We start from the raw sequence: 18,473 nt of genomic DNA on the forward strand, positions 1-18,473 counted from the left end.
CCATTTGTATGGCTGGCCACGCCTGGCTTGTCCCTATGGGCAACCACGAAACTCAGGTCTTCCCGGTTGGGTAATAGCTCCCAGGCACGCTCGAGCCATAGCGTGAAGAGCAAGCGCACGTCCCCCAAAATGCCCGCGGGGTCCCCCGGCCCCGCGGCATAAAAAGCGCTATCCGGTTATCCGGCCCCCACACGGGGTACGCAGGGACACATGAAGCCTGTACGTGCCGTAGCCCGGGCCCTGCTCAGCGGAATCTTCCTGGCCAGTGGCGCCCGGGCCTTGGCCTTCCCCGAAAGACTTGTCCCGCAAGCGAAACGGGTCACCGACCGGGTCGCCCCCCTACTCGAAAAGGCCGACGAGCGCCTGCCGACCGACCCCAAGACGTTGGTGCGCATCAACGGTGCCGTTCAGCTTGGCTGCGGATTCCTCCTGGCGACCGGTCTGCTGTCGCGTCCCGCGGCGGCGGTCCTGGCGGCCTCCCTGGTGCCGACCACCATCGCCGGTCACCCCTTCTGGGAATACGAAGACGAAGCCGCCCGCTATCAGCAGCAAGTCCACTTCCTCAAGAATCTCGGCCTGCTCGGCGGTCTGCTGCTCGCCGCGGCGGACACCGAAGGCCAGCCCGGCCTGCGGTGGCGTGCCGCGCACCTGCTCGATCATCAGCGCCGGGCGATCAACCGCACCGCACGCACGGCCCGGCGGGAAGCGCGCCTAGCGGTGAGAGCGGCGAAAGCGGGACGGCATTTGCCAGGCTGAGTAGCTACAGTGCTGCCACATGTGGACGTCAGCAAAGGTGCTGGAGCGGTCGGCGCGGTGGACGTGGGTTCCGTATGACGCGGTGCGGGTGGAAACGGTCGAGTTAACGGTGGTCGTGACACCGCAGGGCAAAGGTTCGGTCCTGCGTTTCCAGGACGGCGACGTTGACGAGGCGGTCCGCCTGGCCCGTCAGTCCGGCGCCCGCACGCTAACTTTTTCCGTCCACGAACACACCCGACCGGCATCGCTGGCCTCGCAGCTGCGCGAGCGCGGCGCGACGGTCGACAACGAGCTGGACGTGAGCGCCCTGGACCTCACCGGCGGCGTGCCCGACCTTGCCGTTCCGCAGGGGATCGAGGTACGCCGGGTGGACGATCCGCTGCTGTTGGCTGATGTGTACAAAGTGGACGGTGCGGCCTTTGGGTCGCCTTATCCGACAAAGGATTTTCAGCGAGCTGACGCCGAAAGGCTGCGCACCGACCCGAGCGTGATGCGCTATCTGGCCTATGCCGGCGGGCAGGCAGTTGGCTCTGCCGGGCTCACCCAAGAGGGCCCGGTCGGTCTGCTGTGGGGCGGCGGCGTCCTGGAAGCGTTCCGCGGCAAGGGGATCTACCGGGCGCTATTGGACGCCCGGCTGACCGAAGCGGTCGCCCAGAACAGCGAACTCGCCCTCGTCAAAGCACGCGTGGGCACCTCCGCTCCGATCCTGCGGCGAGCCGGGTTCACCGCCCACGGCAAGGAATGGCATCTCACACTCGCTCTGGCTTAACCGTTGCGGTGAAACCCTCCTGGGTTCCCGTTCTCGTCCAGCAGGCAGTAGCCGCCGTCAGGCGAGATAACGAGGGCGACCTGCCATGGGCCGCCGGCCTGCTTGGGCACGAACGTGATTGGCGCGGTCACGTTGTCAATCACGGAATGCACTCGCCCAGCCTTGTAGTCCCACTCATGGTGTGTGGACAGGATCTGATCACCGCTGCGTGCCTCGAGAATTCCCGGCGTCGTCATCTCGTAAATGGCGAGCACGCGCTTAGCGCCGGAAACCGTGGCGGTGATTGGCTTCGTGGGGTCGGCCGGATCGCTAGTGGCCACCACTAGCGACGTGCCCTCACACGCGGCGAACGGGATCAGCGTCTTAAGAGCCGCCGGCCTGCTGGGGAACGGGTACTCGGCGAAGGATTGCCGTTGACCCGCGTTGCGGCGCGGCCACCCGTGACGCCCAGGTCGCCGGCGCGGCAGTTCACGGTGATGGTGTGGCTGTCTTTGACCGGTGTCCAGGTCAGCGTGACGGTCAGCGCACCACCGGGAGCGGAAAGGCCAGTGGCGACCGTGCGGCGGCCGTTATCGAACTCGGGGCGCGCAGAAACCGATGGCGACGGTGACGGTCTGCCCGGATCCGGGGGGTTTTTGCCGCTCGCGGCTGTGCTCAAGGCGTACCCACTGAGGAAAAGGAGCACGGCCCCGGCGGCCGCCACGATGCGTCGCGTGCGGCGTTTGCTGATGCGCTGCCGCACTTGCGCAAGCCGCAGGTGATCGAGGCCGGGGGTTTCTGGAAATAGGCCCGGAACGCCGCGCAGCTTCGCCAATGCCTTGGCGGCCTGGCTTTTGACCGTGCCGGGCTTGACCCCGAGCACGTCGGCGATTTCGGCCTCGGGCAGGTCCTCGAAGTAGCGCAAGACAAGCACTGCCCGCTGGCGGCGGGGAAGCCTGTCCAGCGCACGCCAGACTTCGTCGCGTGCGTCGACGGTCCGGAAGGGATCCTCACCCGTGTGCTCGGGTAGTTCAGCGTGCGGTTGTTCAGCCCGCCACTTGCGGCGCCACCATGACGAGTAGGTGTTGACCATGATCCGGCGAACATATGGCTCGGGATCGCCGTCGATGCGGTTCCAGGCGCTCCACGCCCGGATGAGGCTGCTCTGCAGAAGGACTTCGGCGGTGGCCCAGTCGTGTGTAAGCAAATACGCCGTACGCAACAGGTGTGGGGAACGCATGCTGACGAACTCGGCGAAAGTGTCACTCACCGGCGGGGTCCTAACTGTCATGGCCGGTACTACTAGTGAGGGCGGCGGCCGGGTTGCCTGCGGCTAGGATGATCACATGCGAGCCGCGGTCATTCATGCCCCCAGGGATATCCGCATCGAGACAGTACCCGACCCTGAGCTGCGGGAACCCACCGATGCCCTGGTCAAGGTGACTCACGCGTGCATTTGTGGCAGCGATCTGTGGGCCTATCAAGGTGTCGCGGCACGCACGGCCGGCCAGCGCATCGGGCACGAGTTCACGGCGGTCGTCGTGGAAACCGGCAGTGAGGTCACCACGCTCAAGCCGGGCGATCCGGTGGTGGCACCTTTCGTGTGGTCGGACGGCACATGTGTGTACTGCATGGAAAACCTGCAGACGAGCTGTGTCAACGGCGGGTTTTGGGGCGAGCCGGGATCTGATGGCGGTCAGGGGCAGTTCGTGCGGGTGCCTTATGCCGACGGCACTTTGGTGAAGCTTCCGTCCGGTTTGGACGATGACACGATGGTGAAAATCCTTGCCCTGTCTGACGTTATGTGCACCGGGCACCACGCGGCCGTGACCTCGGGCGTACGCAAAGGCAGCACCGTCGCGGTCGTCGGCGACGGAGCGGTCGGCCTGTGCGGCGTGCTCGCGGCGAAAAGGCTTGGCGCCGAACGCATTATCTCGCTCGGCAGGCACGAGGCGAGAACAGCGATCGCCCGCCGGTTCGGGGCGACCGATGTCGTGCCCGAGCGGGGACAGGACGCGGTCGACGCGGTTCGTGACATGACGAATGGCGAAGGTGCGCATGCCGTCATCGAAGCGGTCGGCACGGAGCAATCGATGCGCACCGCGATTTCGATCGCCCGCGATGGTGGTGCGGTCGGGTTCGTCGGTGTGCCGCACAGTGGATCCAGGGGCGTCGACATCCGGCAGATGTTCAACCGCAACGTCGCGCTCACGGGCGGGGTCGCCCCGGCCCGTGCTTATCTACCGGAACTCCTCAGCGACGTGCTCGCTGGCAGGCTTGACCCGTCACCGGTGTTCGACATGCGCGTCGGTCTAGACGGCGTGCCGCAAGGCTATGCGGCGATGGATGAGCGGACCGCGCTGAAAGTGCTGGTGCTACCTTGAGTGCCGTGGAGGAAACCGACCAGGCGATTATCGCCGAGCTGGCAGCCGATGGGCGTATGTCCTATACGGACCTGGCCAACAAGGTGGGACTGTCGGTTTCCGCGGTCCACCAGCGTGTTCGCCGTCTTGAGCAGCGTGGGGTGATCAGCGGGTACGCCGCGAAGGTCGACTACGAAGCCATCGGCTTGCCGTTGACCGCCTTCGTGGCGATCCGCCCACATGACCCGGCTGCGCCCGATGACGCGCCGGAACGCCTGGCCCACCTCACCGAGATCGAGTCGTGCTACTCGGTGGCTGGCGAGGACTTCTACATCTTGCTCGTGCGCGTGGCCTCACCGTCCGATTTGGAGCGTGTGCTGGCCGAGATCCGCACCAAGGCACACGTCACGACACGTACGACGGTGGTGTTGTCCACGCCCTTCGAACACCGCCCGCCGGGACTAGCCGTTCCACTGGAGTAGGACCGGGGTTTCACGTTCGAAGCCCAGCACGTTCACGGTGGCGGTTTCGAGGCGGAACAACGCACCACTAGCGGGCGGCAGCCCGAGCCAGCGGGCGGTCAGCACTCGCAGGATGTGCGCGTGGGCGATCAAGGCGACGTCGCCTGAGGGCAGCATGGTCCGCACGCGGTCGAGCACCCGGTCGGCGCGCATGCCAACTTGCTCGGCCGTCTCGCCGCCGGGGCAGTCGCCGTTCCAGACCGTCCAGCCTGGCCGTTCCTGCCTGATCTCGGCGGTCGTGCGGCCCTCGTAGGCGCCGTAGTGCCACTCCAGCAGATCATCATCCGTCGCCGTGACGTCCAGTCCGGCTAGCTGTGCGGTGTGCGTGGCCCGCCGCAGCGGGCTCGACAACAGGGCGGCGAACGCCCGGCCGGCCAGCGCGGTGCCTACGCGAGCGGCCTGCCTTTCGCCCTCAGGCGTCAGGTCGAGGTCGGTAAATGAGGTGTGCCGCCCGGAGGCGCTCCACTCGGTCTGGCCGTGCCTGACTAGGACGATCTCCCGCATAACGCTCATGCTACGGGTTGCGATCATGCGCTACGGTCAGACTTATGCAGCAAATGACATGCCCCAAGTGCCATGGCGCGATGCGTTCTTACGAGCGCAGTGGCATCACCCTTGAGCAGTGCACAGAGTGCCGCGGGATCTTCCTGGACCGTGGCGAGCTGGAGCGCTTGACGCAAGCGGAGCAGGCCTTCCATGGCGGGCAGCCACAACAGCAGCATCAGCAGCCGCACCAGCCCTATCCGCCGCAGTCACACGGACAGCAAGGTCACTACGACAGCTACAGCTACGGCGGGAACAAGTACAAAAAGAAGCACAAGCATTTCCTCGAAGAACTCTTCGACTGATTAGCCTGTCTTTATGGCAGCAGAACCAAAGACACAGAAGACGACTGCGTCAGTCAAGGAGTTCCTGTCGCTTGTGGAGCGTGCAGACCGCCGAGCGGACGCGGAAGCGGTCTGCACCCTTATGCAGGAAATTACCGGCGCTGAGCCGGCCATGTGGGGCTCGAGCATCGTCGGGTTCGGGCAGTACACCTACAAATACGCCAGCGGCCGCACTGGTGACTGGCCCGCGGCCGCGTTCTCGCCGCGCAAGCAGGCGCTGACCGTCTACCTGCCCGAAGGGTTCGACGACAATCAGGAGCGGCTGAGCCGGCTCGGCAAACACAGCACCGGCAAGGGATGTCTCTACATCAAGCGACTGTCCGATGTGGACACCGGCGTGCTCCGGGAACTGGTGGACGAAGGTTTCCAGGAGTTCAACGGGAAGACCATCACACCCTAGGCGCCGGTGATACCGTCAACGCGCTCACGGATCAAGTCAGCGTGCCCGTTGTGCCGGGCGTATTCCTCGATCATGTGGATGTAAACCCAGCGCAGGTCGATCTCGATCTCTTCGCCACGGCGGATGTACCGGAACGTTTCGTCCAGATCGCGTCCGGCCGCCGCCGCGTCGGCCAGCTTGACCTCCTCGCGGAAGACCGCGAAGTCCTTCTCAGCGTCCGCTTCCGCGACATCGTCGAAGTCGCCGTCCGGGCTCTCCGGCGGGCAATACAGCGTGGGCAGGTCTTGCGCGCCGAACCGGATGCGAAACCACCAGCGCTCAACCTCCGCCATGTGACGCACGAGGCCCAGCAGGGTGAGGTTTGACGGTTCGACGCTGGCCGTTTTCAGCTGCTCGGCGGTCAGGCCGGCACATTTCGTCAGCAGGGTGTCGCGGTGGTGGTGCAGCCAGCTTTCCAGCGCGTCGCGCTCACCGGCGACTTTGAGCGTTTGGGTGCGTTCTACTTCAGGGGCGATCCAGGTCATCCGGTAAACGTAGCGGCTATGGTCTCGCTCGTCGCGCCGGCCGCCAGCAGGGCCCACAACATCACACGGGCCTTGAACGGGTCGAGCTGCCCGGCGCCGATCAGCCCGCGCTCGCGCAGGTCAGATTCCGAACCCGGAAACGCGTAGGTGGCATTGAGGACCGGCCCGGCTCCCGTGCGGCTGGCCAGCACGACCGGCATCCGCTGGCTCAGCTCGGTCAGCGGGTCGATCCAGCTCTTGGGCACATGGCCCACCCCAAACCCCGCAACCACCAAACCATCCATCTGGTACGCCGTAAGTTCGCCCCCATCACTGGAAAGCGTTGCCACGATCAGCCCGACCTTCGCCTCGCGCACGGGCAAGTTCACGTGCTGACGCCGCGACGGTCCACTGTGGAACAACGGCACCCCTTCGGCCATCACACCAACCGGTCCCGCGCCCGGCGAACTGAACGCGGCGGGACTGGACGTGTGCCCCTTGCGCACCCAGCGGGCCGCGTGGATTTCGTCGTTGAGCACGGCTAACACTCCACGCCCGGCTGCCGCCGGGCTCCCCGCGACCTGAAGCGCGGCAAGGAGATTCGCCGGCCCGTCCGGCCCCGCGAGCTGAGGATGGCGCATAGCACCGGTCACCACGACCGGCTTGTCACCGTCGTGCCACAAATCAAGCAGGAACGCGACTTCCTCTAGCGTGTCCGTGCCCATCGACACCACGTAACCGTCGGCATTGGACTGACGGATCTCCTTAGCCAGCAACGCGATCTCATCGAAGCTCAGCCAGCCCGCCGGCTTGGCGGCGATGTCACGGATCAGCACCTCGGGCGCGCCGGGGATCTGTGCCACCAAGTCTTTGCCGGACAACTGTGGATTCACCGGGTCGGTCGCGGCCGCCATCGCGATCGTTCCACCCAGCGTGAACAACACCACCCGCCCCATGCCCGCCGATAGTAGCCGTTCAGCGCATCAAAGCCCGGGGACGAGCCACGAGCCGAAGACGTGGCGCGCGCCGATCACTAAGGCTGTAACCGCGAAGCCGGACACTAGAAGGACGCCAAAGCCCAGCAATCCGCTGCGCCGTTGGGTTTCGGGCCGCACAGCCATAGCGGGCCGCTCGAACCACAGCCACGCGAGGTAACCGAGCCCGAGCGGTATCTGCCCGATCCAGAACCAGAACCAGCGCGTTCCTCTTCTGGGGTCACGTCCGCCCAGGAGGACCAGCAGCCCCGCGATAATCAGGGCTAGACCCAGCACCGAGGCTGTCTGCGCCAGTGGGCTGGTGCCCGAGCGGTGCGAAATATCGGCGAATCCGAGTTCCTGGGCTACCGCGTGCACGGGCTGATGGGGCCAGGTGTAGAAGGTCTGCCCGTTGTCGTTGGTCCACGCGAGCAGTGGACCGTCCGGATTCCACCATGCTCGCGCCGGTGCGGCCCACGGTGCTGGCCTGTCCCACGCGTCCGTCGTCTGATACGAGGCGATGCGGCCTGCGGCGAAGTCCGCGTCGAACTGCTCGGCCGTTGTCTCGCGCGGGGCGGACCACCAGGCCAGTGCTGCCCACACGACCCAGAGCACCGCCAGGCCAACGCGCACGTAATCGCCCGCGGTCAGGCGTTTGGCAGCCGTGGGGACTTCCTCGATGACAATCACGCCTATGAAGGTAAGGCCCTTGCGCACGTTCCCGCTGACCCCAACACTCTGGGGATGGTCTTTGAACCTGCCCGGCTGGGCCCGCTGACGCTGCGCAACAGGCTGATCAAGTCGGCGACGTTCGAGGGGCGCACGCCCGAGGCGCTAGTGACCGACGATCTGATCGCGTTTCACCGGTCCATGGCCGCCGGTGGGGTCGGCATGACGACGGTCGCCTACTGCGCTGTGTCGCCCGAGGGACGGACCGACCGCCGGCAGATCTGGATGCGGCCCGAAGCGGTGCCCGGGCTCAAACGGCTAGCCGAAGCCGTTCACGCGGAAGGGGCAGCGATCTCGGCCCAGATCGGGCACGCTGGCCCGGTCGCTAACCCTGCGTCGAACGGATTGCCATCGCTAGGGCCGGGCTGGCGCATCAACCCCCTCGGGCCCGGCATGACCCGGCGAGTGTCGGCATTGGACATTGACCGGATCGTGCGGGCGCACGCGACAGCCGCTTTGCTCGCCGAAGAAGCCGGCTTTGACGCTGTCGAAATCCACATGGGTCATGGCTATCTGCTCAGTGCTTTCCTGAGCCCACAGCTCAACCGCCGTCGCGATCCGTTTGGGGGCACCTTAGACAACCGTGCACGGTTCGCCCGCGAGGTCGCCGCAGCGGTTTATAGCGCCGTGGGCGGCCGGCTGGCGGTGACCGCCAAGTTCAACATGACCGATGGGGTGCGTGCTGGTTTAGTACCAACGGAAAGTTTGGCAGTTGCTCGTTTGCTGGAAGCTGATGGAACCCTCGACGCGCTGCAACTGACCGCGGGAAGTTCGCTGCAGAACCCGATGTATTTGTTCCGCGGCGGCGCACCGGTCAAGGAGTTCGCGGCAACGTTTGCGGCGCCGCTGCGGTGGGGCATTCGCCTTGCCGGGTCACGGTTCCTGCGCGAATATCCCTACCGGGACTTGTATCTGCTCGACAAGGCACTTGAATTCCGGGCCGCGCTTAAGCTTCCGCTGATCCTGCTCGGTGGAGTGTCCGGGTGGGACGACATGGAAACGGCGCGCCGCAACGGGTTTGACTTCGTCGCGCTCGGCCGGGCCTTGCTCATGGAGCCCGATCTGCCCAACCGCATCCAGGCTGACCGGTCGGTGCGGTCCCAATGCATCCGATGTAACCGTTGCATGCCAACGATTTACACCCGCACTCGCTGCGTCATCACTACTTAGAGAGCCAGTCGTATATCTCGCTATACACCTCAGCGCCCGGCAGATGCCCGCCGCTGTATACGTGTCCTTGCGCCGAGGCAATGTGCGCGAGCAGATAGTCGGATTGTTCCGCGGAAACGTTGGCGTCGCTGGTTCCGCGCCAGATGCCGGTCGGCACGGTGATCGTCGCCAGCTTGAAACCCCACGGCTGGGCGAAGCGAGGCTGTCGTCGACCCAGCCGTCTGTCCCGTCGATAAAGGTCGCCCGCAGGCGCGTCATAGCGTCTGGATTGTCGCGGGCTGGAGGCCCTGTTTCGGTTGGCAATTCTGGACCGCCATCGTCGATGCGACCCATGATTTCCGCCGAAACTTCGGCGAGCCGGGATCGCAGCTCTGTCTCGTCATGCTGTGGCGCGCCGGGATCCGCGGGCTTGATGCCTGAGAGCACGGCACATCGAGTGACGCGGTCAGCGAGCAGTGCCGCGCAGGCCAGCGCGTGCGGTCCGCCCCCTGAGCCGCCGAAGACCGCGAACCGTTGCCACGCCTGTGCATCGGCCAGCGATCGCACATCGTTGGCCGCGTCGGCCACCGTGCGGCCCGGGCGGCGGGTCGAACCGCCGTATCCCGGCCGGTCGTAGACGAGCACGCGAAGTTTGCTCCGCTCCATGGCATCGATCAGCGTGGGCCACTTCCAGCGGCTGCTCGGCGACCCGCTGTGGAAGACCGCAGGGTGGCCATCGGCTGGGCCGTAAAGGCAATAGCGCAAGACGGTCCCGTCGGCACGGGTCAGCTGCGAGGTTTCGGGAAGCGTCATGGAGCTTTGTCAGCCGTGATCCGCACACAGCAGCCGCCGGGGCGGGGGACCAGTTCGGCGTGCAGGGTTTCCTCGCCCGCACCGGAAATAATGCCGTCAACGAACGCGTGGTTGAGCGCGCACACCAGCGCTGGCTCGCTGACGGCGAGGGTGTGGAACGGGCAGTTCAGCATGACCAAGGTCGCCGTGTCCTGTTGCGCTGGTTCATAACCGAGCTCGCTGAGCGTCTTGGCTAGCATCGCGACCGCGCCTCGATGCCGTTGGCGGGTAAGGGTTTTGCCGTGCTTTTCCCCGTGCATCCGGGCGCGTTCGCAGGCTGCCGTCGCGGCGTTCGCGGGCTGGGCGGCGATCGCCTCCGTGAGGATGCTGGCGATCAATTCGTAGCGGCGCTGGGGCAGCGTCAGGTTGAGACCGGCTCCGGCTGCTTCATAAACCTTGGGTGTACGCCCGCGGCCGCGCGGCTCATCGGCTGGCGCCTCATAGCGGGTGCCGAGCAGGCCCGCTTCCACGAGCTTGTCGAGGTGAAAGGCGGCCAGGCTGCGGGAGATGCTCTGAGCGTCAGCGGCTTGTTCGCGCGTGACAGGCAACGGCTGATGCCGCACATAGTCATAGAGCGCCCGTCTGACCGGGTCGAGGAGCGCGGCAGCGGCCTGCCAGGCTGTCTGATCCACGCGTTCAGAATATCACCAATGCTCGTTATTGAAATTCCGGCGCGCATGGGGCAGGATTCGGATTAAGAGCAACTTTCATTAGTGAAAATAGGATGACCGTGACGCCTTTGGTGCTCCAACAACGCGTGCCGCAGCGCGACATGGCTGCTGCCGAGCAAGCCGCGGCTGACCTGCTGACCGCGCTCGGCATCAGGCTCGACTCCGACAGCCTGCGCGAGACCCCTGGCCGGCTCGCCCGCGCCTACGCTGAGCTGCTCACGTCCCGCCCGTTTCGCCTCACGACATTTCCCAACGACGAGGGTTACGACGAACTCGTCCTCGCTCGCGGCATCCCGATCAGATCAGTGTGCGAGCACCACCTACTGCCGTTCATCGGTGTCGCGCACGTCGGCTATTTTCCTGGCGACCGCATCGTCGGACTGTCCAAATTGGCGCGCACCGTCGAACACTTCGCTCACGGGCTGCAGGTGCAGGAGCGGCTCACCAAGCAGGTCGCCGACTACCTAACGGAAGCACTGGCGCCCAAGGGAGTCGGCGTCGTGATCGAGGCCGAGCACCTCTGCATGACCCTGCGCGGCGTTCGAGCCAACGGCACGACCACGGTCACCTCAACGATGCAAGGCATCCTGCGCTCCGACCCCCGATCCCGCGCCGAGTTCCTAGCCCTGACCCGGACCGCAGGTCAGTAAGTACACGTAGCGTTTGACTTGAATCATTCAAATATGTGAGGCTATTTAAGCGAGTCACTGCGGGAGCCATGCAGTTGCTGAGCGCGGGTTGGGGCGATCCGCGCGCATCTCCCTGGAGGCTCGATGCCTAAACGCAAGCAAGTGTTGCATCTGCTCGCGGCGGCAGTGGCGGGAACGCTCATGACCGCCGTCGCTCTGGTTAGCACAGCTTCCGCGCACGGGTCGGTTGTTGATCCGGCGTCGCGGAATTATGGCTGCTGGCAAAGGTGGGGCAGTGATTTCCAGAATCCCGCCATGGCCACGCAAGACCCGATGTGCTGGCAGGCCTGGCAAGCCAACCCCAACGCGATGTGGAACTGGAATGGCCTTTACCGGGAAGGCCTGGCGGATAATTTCCCGGCGGGTATCCCGGATGGACAGTTGTGCAGTGGCGGTCACGCCGAAGGCGGGCGCTACAACGCGCTGGACGCCATCGGTGCCTGGCGGACGCAGCAGATCGCCAACAGTTTCCGCATCAAACTCTATGACCAGGCCAGCCACGGCGCGAATTTCATCCGCGTGTATGTGACGCGGCAAGGGTTCAACGCGCTGACTCAGCCGCTCGGCTGGGGAAATCTGGAACTCGTGGGCCAGATTGGCAACACGCCCGCGTCACAGTGGACGCCTGAGTCCGCGGGCGGGGTGTCCATTCAGGTCCCGGGAACGGCCGCGGGACGCACCGGCCGCCACATCATTTACACGATCTGGCGGGCCAGTCACTCGGATCAGTCCTACTTCCTGTGCAGTGACGTGACATTCCCGGGTGGGCCGGTGGATCCGACACCGACGTCCACGCCAAGCCCAACGCCGACAAGCACACCGAGCCCGACGCCGAGCCCTTCGGACCCGGTGGGCGGCTGCACGGCGACGTATCAGGTCGTCAACGCGTGGCAGGGCGGCTTCCAGGCCGACGTGACGGTCAAGGCCGGCTCGTCGGCGATCCAGGGCTGGTCGGTTAGCTGGTCGTTTGGGGCTGGGCAGACCATTTCCCAGATCTGGAACGGGTCGCTGGTATCACCGCCGCCCAATGTGACGGTCAGCAACGTTGACTGGAACAAGAACCTGGCAGCTGGCGCTACGGCGTCGTTCGGGTTCCTGGGCAGCACGAACAGCACTAATCCAACTCCGACGCTCACCTGTTCGGCGACAACGTAAGTAACACCGCGGGCCGTGCTGTGCGTTGGCACGGCCCGCGGTTCAGGCTCAGCTCGGGGAACCCATGATGATGCCGCGCCCGTTGGTGGCGACGTAGACGCGGCCGTAGACCCGTGGGTCGCCGGTGATCGCGGCACCGGTCCACGCGTACTGATGCTTGTCGTCATTGATGCGTTCCCAGGTGGAGCCCGCATCGTCGGAGCGGAAGATCCCCCGCTTGCCGAAAGCCTTGGCGCTGCTGTAGATCGCCGGGTACGACCGTCCAGGAGCCGGTTTGCCGAACCCGACGTTGTCGGCCTCGGTCAGCGGGCGCACGCGGGTGAAGGTCTTCCCGAAATCGACTGAATGCCACAGGCCGTAAACGGTGCCCTTGCCGCCCGCGAGCCAGAGGTCACCGGCAGCCGTGGGAGCGGCTTTGAACCGCACGTCGCCTTCAACGGGAAGCCCGGTGGCGCCGGTCGACGCGAAGGACGCACCGCCGTCAGAACTCTTGTAGAACACGCCAGCCTGGAACGCGTAGAAGACGTTGGGATCAAAGCGGTCTGACTCGACCGCCGCACCGAGCGGCACACCGGAACAGGACGTCCAGGTGGCTCCGTCGTCTGTGGACAGTGAAACCGCCGCGCCGTCAGGCGACCAAACGACACGGGTGCCGTTGGCGTTGACCGCGATCCGGCCAGCGTCGGTGATGCCCGAAGGCTGAGTGGCGGCCGGAGTCCAGGTGGCGCCGCTGTCGCGGGAGATACCGAACCGGCCCTCGCCGTTGCCGACGCGGACGATCACTGAGGGAGCTTGGCCCGCGAAGTCGAGACTCTTCGTGCTGCCGGTGGTGGGGTTGGCATACATCAGCCCGGGGTTGGCGAAGTCGTGGTGCACAAAGCCGCCGACGTCACCGACGGCGGACAGCAGATGCGCGCCAACGGGTGGGCTGATGAGGTCGAGGATCGCCGTTTCTTCAAGCCCACGGGCGGTTACCGCGAAGTGGACGGTGGCATTGGCATCCCAGTCGGTCAGGTTCCGCGTGCCGTAGATCGTGGCGCCCGTGCCGTAGAGGAGACGGTTGGAGTTGAACGGATCGATCTCCAGGGACTCGGTCATCCACCCGAGCTTCGGTGCTTCCTCCGGCAATGGGGGAGTGGCGTTCCAAGTAAGCCAAGGTGAGTCGCTGATATCGAGGTCATAGCGCTTCACCCGATTGGGGTAGGCGCCCCAATCCCACGCGCGGGTCCACGTCGCCCCGTGATCGGTGCTGCGGAAGAACACGACGTCGGGCCACCAGGCGATCTGGGTGGCGACCATGAGGGTGCCCGGGTTCTGCCTGTCTATCGTCAGGCCGGAATAACCCCAGCTGCCGTTCTCAGGCGTGATGTTGGCCCAGGCGCCGGTCGCGGTTTCCAGGCGCCAAACCTGGCCGCTGCCACCGTCGTAGGGACCGCCCGTGTCACTCGTCGCCAGGTAGAGGTAGCCGTTGACGTGGTCAAGAACCCCTTTGTGGGGGACGAATCCGGCCGGGCTGCCGGGGACGGCCGACCAGGTGAGGCCGCCGTCGGTGGAACGGTAGAGCGGATTGTCCTTGTCGGCGACTCCGGCGTAGATGGTTTGCGTCTTGCGGCGCCGGCTTCCCGTGCGCGGGTCAAAGAGCACCCACACCACGCCTTGCAGGTCGCTGGAGTAGCCGCTCGTGTCATTGGGGTCAGCGCGGTAGGTGCCCGGGTTCGGGAAGCTGTCTACTTTGGACCATGTCTCACCGCGATCGGTGCTACGCCACAGGCCGTGACCGCTGGGCGCACCGAGGTAGAGGATCTCGTTGCGATTCGGGTCGATGGCGAGCCGCTCGCCTTGCCCACGTCCGGGCATGTTGCCGCCCAGCTTGAACGGCAGCGGCGTGATCTTCCAGGTGCGGCCGCGGTCGCGGGACCGCAAAATGGCGCCGTTGTTGGGATCCCAGTCATTGGTGTACGTGCCGACGGCCACGTAGACACGGTCGGGATCGACGGCGTCGGTGGCGAGGCTCGCGACCCCGGTCCAGCCCCATTGCTCCCAGCCGATCCAGTCCAGCAACGGAATCCAGCGCCCGGCCGGTTCGTGCCAGCGGTAAGCGCCGCCAATGTCGGTGCGGGCGTAAATCAGGTTGGGCTCGGCTTGATTGAACACGATGCCGGGAACGAAGCCGCCACCAACGATTTCCACGTTACTCCACGCGTAGCCGCGTGGTGCCGAAGCGGAAGCGGGAGCCGACAAAGCGCCCGCGGTGACGGCCCCGGCGGCGGTGAGCAGACCGCGCCGGGAGAGATGAAATTGTGGCATGGAGAAGCCTCCACTGAGAGGGGAATTAGGCGGGCCCCGTTGAGGAGCGGACCGTCAGCCGGGGGGTCAGCAGGGTCACGCTCGCGGTCGTGTTGCCGTCGAGTTTGCTCATCAGCAACTCGACGGCACGCTGGCCGACTTCGGTGGCAGGGATGGGAACCGAGGTCAGCTCAGGGGTGGCACGTTCTGCCACTTCGTCGGGGCAGATCGCCACGACCGAAACGTCATCAGGGATGCGGCGGCCCAAGGTGCGCAAGGCGGTCAGCGCGTGGTCGACCGCGGCTTCGTTGTGCACGATGAGCCCGGTGACGTTGGGCAGGGCTGTCAGTTCACGTAACACCGCGGCATAGGTGGGTTCGCACGGGCGGGCGACAGCGTGCACGTTGAGTGAACGGGCAGCCGTCAGGACACCATCGCGGGTGCGGCGGGCGAATCCGGTGTCGCGGTCGTAGACCGCTTGTGGCGCGCCGAGTAGCGCGACACGTTTGTGGCCGAGCCCGGCGAGGTGGTTCACGCACAGCTCTCCGGCGCCGGTGAAGTCAAGGTCGATACAGGTCAATCCGTCGGCCGACGCGGGCAGCCCGATGAGAACACTTGGCCGGTCAAGCTCACGCAAGGTGGGTACCCGCGGATCATGGGTTTCCACGTCCATGAGGATGAGCCCATCCACCATGGCGCTGTTGGCGATCCGGCGCACGCCTGCGGCACCTTCGTCGGCCGTGAGCAGCAGAACGTCATGGTCGGCCGCTCTCGCTGCGGTGACGACAGCGGTCGCGAACTGCATGAGGACCGGAAGGTGCATGCCTTGCCGGAACGGCAGGGCGAGGGCGATGACATTGGCCTTGTTGCTCGCCAGCGCGCGGGCTCCCGCATGAGGATGAAATCCGAGGGTACGAATGCTCGCCATCACCCGCGCACGAGTGGTTTCCGAGATCGTCCGTTTGCCACTGAGCACGTAGGAAACCGTGCTCGCCGCGACTCCGGCGTGCTGAGCCACATCGTTGATCGTCACCATCAGCGAAACACCATGCCCTGGACGGTCGTCCCAGCGGAGGGGAAGACGAGGTAGAGGCTGTGCACACCGTCCACAGTGGACAATGGCTGTTCGGTCCCCGGAACGGCGGTCGTCAGAAGCGGCCCGGAAAACGGGTCGTCGACGCGTAGCTCAACCGGGTCGCCCTGGCCCATCAGTTCCGCACGGGAAGCGGAGGTCAGGTCGACGTCCTGAAACCGAAGCCAGGCACCGTTTTCCACAGCTGTGCTACCCGACGCGGTCAAGGCGATCCCGCTGTACTCGTCGTCTTCGCTGGCCTGGATGGGCCGGCCGACCGCTTGCCGCGTGCCGATGACCGTCCCGTGCACGGCCAGTGTCGCGGTGAGCCGGAGGTCAGCCGAAGAGCGTCCGGCCATGATTTTGTGCCGTGCCGTTTCGAGCACTGGCCGGCCAGTGGTGACGTCCCAGAACGTCAGGTCGTCCACAGCCACAGCGAACGTCACGGCAGCCGATTCACCTGGCGCCAAGGAGAGCTTCGTGAACGCCCGCAGCTGCCGCAGCGGCTGTTTGACACGGGACTCCTGCTGATGGCTATACAGCTGAACGACTTCAGTGCCGTGGCGCGTGCCGGTGTTGGTGACAGTTAGCGACACGTCGATGGTGTCGCCAGCTTTCGCGGCGCCTGACGATAACCGCAGGTCTGAGTAGGCGAAGTCGGTGTAGGACAGCCCGTGCCCGAACGGGTAGAGCGGCGTGCCCCGGTAATACAGGTAAGTCGCGTCGCTGGTGATGATGTCGTAGTCGAATAGGTCGGGCAGGTCACTGATACCGCGGTACCACGTCTGGGTCAACCGCCCACCCGGGTCGCTAACTCCCGTGAGCACGTCGGCGACGGCGCGGCCAAGCTCTTGCCCGCCATGTGACGTCCACACGACGGCCGGAACAGTGCTGTCAAGAGCGTAGGGATAGCTGCTGACCAGTACCAGCGTGGTGGCTGGATTGGCCTCAGAAACGCGCCGCAGCAAGCTCTCCTGAGTTGACGGCAACGACAGCGAAACCCGGTCTTCGGTTTCGCGGCCGTTGATGAGCGGGTGGTTGCCGAGCACGACGACCACCGCGTCGGCTTCGGCGGCGAGCTGGGCGGCTTCAAGAGCCCCGTCAACGACCAGTTCAACCTCAAAGGCATATGGTGCATCAGCGAGCGAGAGATCGGCCTGAACGTAGCCGTAGCAAGGGTTTCCGGGAGAGGCATGGTGTGCCAGGTGGACGGTCCCGTCTGGCTGTGTCTCCAGGCGGAACATCTCGCGCACGACCCACTCCGACGGGCCGTCAGAGGAGGCCTCCACGACACCCTCGTTGACCCGAAGGAACTTGCCGGAAAGCGACCGCAGCGTGACCACGCCGTCGCACCAGTCGAACACGTCGAACGTGCCCAGCCCGTGCAACGTGATCCGGTCGACGCCTTCGTGGAACAACGCGGCGTCGAGCCCGGCGCGGACAGTCACGGCGTAGGGGAGCGTGCCGCTGTACCAATCGGTGTGGTTCTGATCGGCGAGCGGTCCGATCACAGCCACCTTTCCGGGGCGCAACGGGAGCAACTGGCCATCGTTTTTGAGCAGCACGACCGAGGCGCGGGCGGCCTCTAGCGCCAGCTCCTGGTGGGCGGTGCAGTTGATGACGTCAGTGCTAACCAATGCGTATGGGTGGTCCGCTGAGAATTCCCCGAGCCGCGACCGCAACCACAGCGCACGGCGGACCGCTTTGTCCACATCGGACTCATCAAACAGCCCGCGCTCAAAGCCTTCCCGCAGACGGTCAATCGTCACGTGAGACCGGTTGTCCTGGTCGGTGAAACTGTCGATGCCGGCCTTCAGAGCGGCCGCGTGACTCGTGGCGTGGTCGGGGAAGAAACCTTGCTGCGCCGGGTCGGCCAGATTGCTTGGGGCATATGCGTCTGAGACGACAAAGACCTCGTCGTCCGTCCAGGTGCGCAACTGGCTGTTGATATACGGCGTCACGTGCGCGGGATGTCCATTGACGAGGTTGTAGGAAGCCATGACGGCGACGGCGGCACCCGAGGCGATGGCCCGGCGGAACGCGGGCAGCTCGTATTCGTGCAGCACCCGTGGCGGCAGGTTGCTGTTGCTCGTACACCGGTCGGTTTCGTTGTTGTAGCCAAGGAAATGCTTGAGTGTTGGCGCTGTCCGCAGGAAGAACGGATGATCGCCGCGCAGCCCCCAGCTGTAGGCCTCACCCATGATGGCGGTCAGTAATGGGTCTTCGCTGTAGCCCTCTTCGTTGCGTCCCCAGCGCGGATCGCGCAATGGGTTGACCACGGGCGCCCACACGTTGAGCCCACACTTGCTGGGATCTTTGGCGTGCAGCCCGCGAACCTCTGTGCCGACCGCCTCTGCTACGCGCCGGATGAGCGAAGGGTCCCAAGTGGACCCAAGGCCGATCGCTTGCGGAAAGACGGTCGCCTCACCAAGCCAGGCCAAACCGTGCAGGGCTTCGGTGCCGGTGGTGAACGCGCCGAGGCCCAGCCGCTCGATCGCGGGCTGGTGCTGGTGCAGCATCGCCAGCTTTTCGTCCAAGGTGAGCTGGGAGAGCAGGTGTTCTACAGAGGTCATGCTCGGCCACCGTCCGTCGTGAACCCGGTTCGTCGAAGCGCTTCGAAAGTGCCGATCGTCGAAGCGCTTCAACAATGGGTCTTGGGGTAGATGTCGATTGTGTTTCGGGGACTTGTCCAGAAGGTCTACCGGAAGCGCTCCCAAG

The 18,473-nt window shown here is 65.4% G+C and carries 20 protein-coding genes and 1 pseudogene; 9 read left to right on the plus strand and 12 right to left on the minus strand.

Annotated features, from left to right (window positions below; genetic code table 11):
- The first annotated feature begins 210 nt into the window (after positions 1-210).
- Positions 211-756, plus strand: a complete 546-nt coding sequence (locus tag A3E1_RS0117890) for a DoxX family membrane protein (protein WP_020522172.1) — start codon at positions 211-213, stop codon at positions 754-756.
- A 19-nt stretch (positions 757-775) separates the two neighbouring features.
- The gene (locus A3E1_RS44865; RefSeq protein WP_020522173.1) at positions 776-1,525 is read left to right on the plus strand and encodes a GNAT family N-acetyltransferase; all 750 of its coding nucleotides are present in this window, start codon (positions 776-778) and stop codon (positions 1,523-1,525) included.
- On the opposite strand, the gene A3E1_RS0117900 is transcribed toward A3E1_RS44865, so the two are convergent.
- Both A3E1_RS0117900 and A3E1_RS45680 read right to left on the minus strand, forming a co-directional pair.
- Positions 1,522-1,848, minus strand: coding sequence for a hypothetical protein (locus A3E1_RS0117900; RefSeq protein ID WP_020522174.1), 327 nt, complete (start codon positions 1,846-1,848; stop codon positions 1,522-1,524). The two genes, A3E1_RS44865 and A3E1_RS0117900, sit on opposite strands and share 4 nt — an antisense overlap.
- A gap of 32 nt (positions 1,849-1,880) precedes the next feature.
- Entirely contained in the window at positions 1,881-2,774 is an 894-nt protein-coding gene (locus A3E1_RS45680; RefSeq protein ID WP_063825137.1) for a SigE family RNA polymerase sigma factor, read from the minus strand.
- Between the two features lie 76 nt (positions 2,775-2,850).
- On the opposite strand from A3E1_RS45680, the gene A3E1_RS0117910 reads away from it, so the two are divergent.
- A complete protein-coding gene (locus A3E1_RS0117910; protein WP_020522175.1) occupies positions 2,851-3,888 on the plus strand; it encodes a zinc-dependent alcohol dehydrogenase family protein in 1,038 nt (345 codons plus the stop codon).
- A 5-nt stretch (positions 3,889-3,893) separates the two neighbouring features.
- Complete coding sequence (locus A3E1_RS0117915) at positions 3,894-4,349, plus strand: Lrp/AsnC family transcriptional regulator (protein WP_020522176.1); 456 nt, start codon at positions 3,894-3,896, stop codon at positions 4,347-4,349.
- Here the strand turns inward: A3E1_RS0117915 and A3E1_RS0117920 are convergent.
- Positions 4,329-4,892 (minus strand): histidine phosphatase family protein, encoded by a 564-nt coding sequence (locus tag A3E1_RS0117920; protein ID WP_020522177.1) that lies wholly within the window; start codon positions 4,890-4,892, stop codon positions 4,329-4,331. The genes A3E1_RS0117915 and A3E1_RS0117920 overlap by 21 nt on opposite strands.
- A 44-nt stretch (positions 4,893-4,936) precedes the next feature.
- Here A3E1_RS0117920 and A3E1_RS0117925 point away from each other — a divergent pair, with 44 nt between their 5' ends.
- Both A3E1_RS0117925 and A3E1_RS0117930 read left to right on the plus strand, forming a co-directional pair.
- Positions 4,937-5,236, plus strand: coding sequence for a TFIIB-type zinc ribbon-containing protein (locus A3E1_RS0117925; protein WP_026208549.1), 300 nt, complete (start codon positions 4,937-4,939; stop codon positions 5,234-5,236).
- Between the two features lie 13 nt (positions 5,237-5,249).
- Positions 5,250-5,675 (plus strand): DUF1801 domain-containing protein, encoded by a 426-nt coding sequence (locus A3E1_RS0117930; RefSeq protein WP_020522179.1) that lies wholly within the window; start codon positions 5,250-5,252, stop codon positions 5,673-5,675.
- Here A3E1_RS0117930 and A3E1_RS0117935 read toward each other — a convergent pair.
- The 3 genes from A3E1_RS0117935 to A3E1_RS47730 are packed head-to-tail and all read right to left on the minus strand — an operon-like array spanning position 5,672 to position 7,842.
- Complete coding sequence (locus A3E1_RS0117935; protein WP_020522180.1) at positions 5,672-6,199, minus strand: DinB family protein; 528 nt, start codon at positions 6,197-6,199, stop codon at positions 5,672-5,674. The genes A3E1_RS0117930 and A3E1_RS0117935 overlap by 4 nt on opposite strands.
- Positions 6,196-7,134 carry an asparaginase gene (locus A3E1_RS0117940; RefSeq protein ID WP_020522181.1) on the minus strand — a complete coding sequence of 313 codons (939 nt, stop codon included), beginning with the start codon at positions 7,132-7,134 and terminating at the stop codon, positions 6,196-6,198. Before A3E1_RS0117940 ends, A3E1_RS0117935 begins: the two co-directional genes overlap by 4 nt.
- 27 nt (positions 7,135-7,161) lie before the next feature.
- Positions 7,162-7,842, minus strand: a complete 681-nt coding sequence (locus tag A3E1_RS47730) for a hypothetical protein (protein ID WP_169454420.1) — start codon at positions 7,840-7,842, stop codon at positions 7,162-7,164.
- Positions 7,843-7,896: 54 nt separating this feature from the next.
- Between A3E1_RS47730 and A3E1_RS47980 the strand changes: the two genes are divergently transcribed.
- Positions 7,897-9,051 carry an NADH:flavin oxidoreductase gene (locus A3E1_RS47980; RefSeq protein ID WP_020522183.1) on the plus strand — a complete coding sequence of 385 codons (1,155 nt, stop codon included), beginning with the start codon at positions 7,897-7,899 and terminating at the stop codon, positions 9,049-9,051.
- On the opposite strand, the gene A3E1_RS49185 is transcribed toward A3E1_RS47980, so the two are convergent.
- The 3 genes and pseudogenes from A3E1_RS49185 to A3E1_RS0117960 form a co-directional block, all read right to left on the minus strand.
- Complete coding sequence (locus A3E1_RS49185; RefSeq protein ID WP_020522184.1) at positions 9,044-9,208, minus strand: hypothetical protein; 165 nt, start codon at positions 9,206-9,208, stop codon at positions 9,044-9,046. The two genes, A3E1_RS47980 and A3E1_RS49185, sit on opposite strands and share 8 nt — an antisense overlap.
- 47 nt (positions 9,209-9,255) lie before the next feature.
- Positions 9,256-9,843, minus strand: a pseudogene (locus tag A3E1_RS48455) (alpha/beta fold hydrolase); the annotation flags it as partial.
- Positions 9,840-10,514, minus strand: coding sequence for a helix-turn-helix transcriptional regulator (locus A3E1_RS0117960; protein ID WP_020522185.1), 675 nt, complete (start codon positions 10,512-10,514; stop codon positions 9,840-9,842). The pseudogene A3E1_RS48455 and the gene A3E1_RS0117960, both read right to left, overlap by 4 nt.
- Positions 10,515-10,606: 92 nt before the next feature.
- On the opposite strand from A3E1_RS0117960, the gene folE reads away from it, so the two are divergent.
- A complete protein-coding gene (gene folE / locus A3E1_RS0117965) occupies positions 10,607-11,203 on the plus strand; it encodes a GTP cyclohydrolase I FolE (RefSeq protein ID WP_020522186.1) in 597 nt (198 codons plus the stop codon).
- Positions 11,204-11,326: 123 nt separating this feature from the next.
- A complete protein-coding gene (locus A3E1_RS0117970) occupies positions 11,327-12,397 on the plus strand; it encodes a lytic polysaccharide monooxygenase (RefSeq protein ID WP_020522187.1) in 1,071 nt (356 codons plus the stop codon).
- A 48-nt stretch (positions 12,398-12,445) separates the two neighbouring features.
- Here the strand turns inward: A3E1_RS0117970 and A3E1_RS0117975 are convergent, their stop codons facing one another.
- The 3 genes from A3E1_RS0117975 to A3E1_RS0117985 are packed head-to-tail and all read right to left on the minus strand — an operon-like array spanning position 12,446 to position 18,328.
- Positions 12,446-14,704: a WD40/YVTN/BNR-like repeat-containing protein gene (locus tag A3E1_RS0117975; protein WP_020522188.1), complete on the minus strand. Its 2,259-nt coding sequence runs from the start codon at positions 14,702-14,704 to the stop codon at positions 12,446-12,448.
- 25 nt (positions 14,705-14,729) lie between these two features.
- Complete coding sequence (locus tag A3E1_RS0117980) at positions 14,730-15,719, minus strand: LacI family DNA-binding transcriptional regulator (protein ID WP_020522189.1); 990 nt, start codon at positions 15,717-15,719, stop codon at positions 14,730-14,732.
- Positions 15,719-18,328 carry a glycoside hydrolase family 3 protein gene (locus tag A3E1_RS0117985; protein WP_020522190.1) on the minus strand — a complete coding sequence of 870 codons (2,610 nt, stop codon included), beginning with the start codon at positions 18,326-18,328 and terminating at the stop codon, positions 15,719-15,721. Before A3E1_RS0117985 ends, A3E1_RS0117980 begins: the two co-directional genes overlap by 1 nt.
- Positions 18,329-18,473: the final 145 nt, after the last annotated feature.

Source organism: Catelliglobosispora koreensis DSM 44566, assembly GCF_000379685.1.
Lineage (GTDB): Bacteria > Actinomycetota > Actinomycetes > Mycobacteriales > Micromonosporaceae > Catelliglobosispora > Catelliglobosispora koreensis.

Coding starts and splice junctions, on each gene's coding strand:
- A3E1_RS0117890 (WP_020522172.1), top strand. CDS start 211: ATGAAGCCTGTACGTGCCGTAGCCCGGGCCCTGCTCAGCGGAATCTTC.
- A3E1_RS44865 (WP_020522173.1), top strand. CDS start 776: ATGTGGACGTCAGCAAAGGTGCTGGAGCGGTCGGCGCGGTGGACGTGG.
- A3E1_RS0117910 (WP_020522175.1), top strand. CDS start 2,851: ATGCGAGCCGCGGTCATTCATGCCCCCAGGGATATCCGCATCGAGACA.
- A3E1_RS0117920 (WP_020522177.1), bottom strand. CDS start 4,892: ATGCGGGAGATCGTCCTAGTCAGGCACGGCCAGACCGAGTGGAGCGCC.
- A3E1_RS0117925 (WP_026208549.1), top strand. CDS start 4,937: ATGCAGCAAATGACATGCCCCAAGTGCCATGGCGCGATGCGTTCTTAC.
- A3E1_RS0117930 (WP_020522179.1), top strand. CDS start 5,250: ATGGCAGCAGAACCAAAGACACAGAAGACGACTGCGTCAGTCAAGGAG.
- A3E1_RS0117935 (WP_020522180.1), bottom strand. CDS start 6,199: ATGACCTGGATCGCCCCTGAAGTAGAACGCACCCAAACGCTCAAAGTC.
- A3E1_RS0117940 (WP_020522181.1), bottom strand. CDS start 7,134: ATGGGGCGGGTGGTGTTGTTCACGCTGGGTGGAACGATCGCGATGGCG.
- A3E1_RS47980 (WP_020522183.1), top strand. CDS start 7,897: ATGGTCTTTGAACCTGCCCGGCTGGGCCCGCTGACGCTGCGCAACAGG.
- folE (WP_020522186.1), top strand. CDS start 10,607: ATGACCGTGACGCCTTTGGTGCTCCAACAACGCGTGCCGCAGCGCGAC.
- A3E1_RS0117970 (WP_020522187.1), top strand. CDS start 11,327: ATGCCTAAACGCAAGCAAGTGTTGCATCTGCTCGCGGCGGCAGTGGCG.
- A3E1_RS0117975 (WP_020522188.1), bottom strand. CDS start 14,704: ATGCCACAATTTCATCTCTCCCGGCGCGGTCTGCTCACCGCCGCCGGG.
- A3E1_RS0117980 (WP_020522189.1), bottom strand. CDS start 15,719: ATGGTGACGATCAACGATGTGGCTCAGCACGCCGGAGTCGCGGCGAGC.
- A3E1_RS0117985 (WP_020522190.1), bottom strand. CDS start 18,328: ATGACCTCTGTAGAACACCTGCTCTCCCAGCTCACCTTGGACGAAAAG.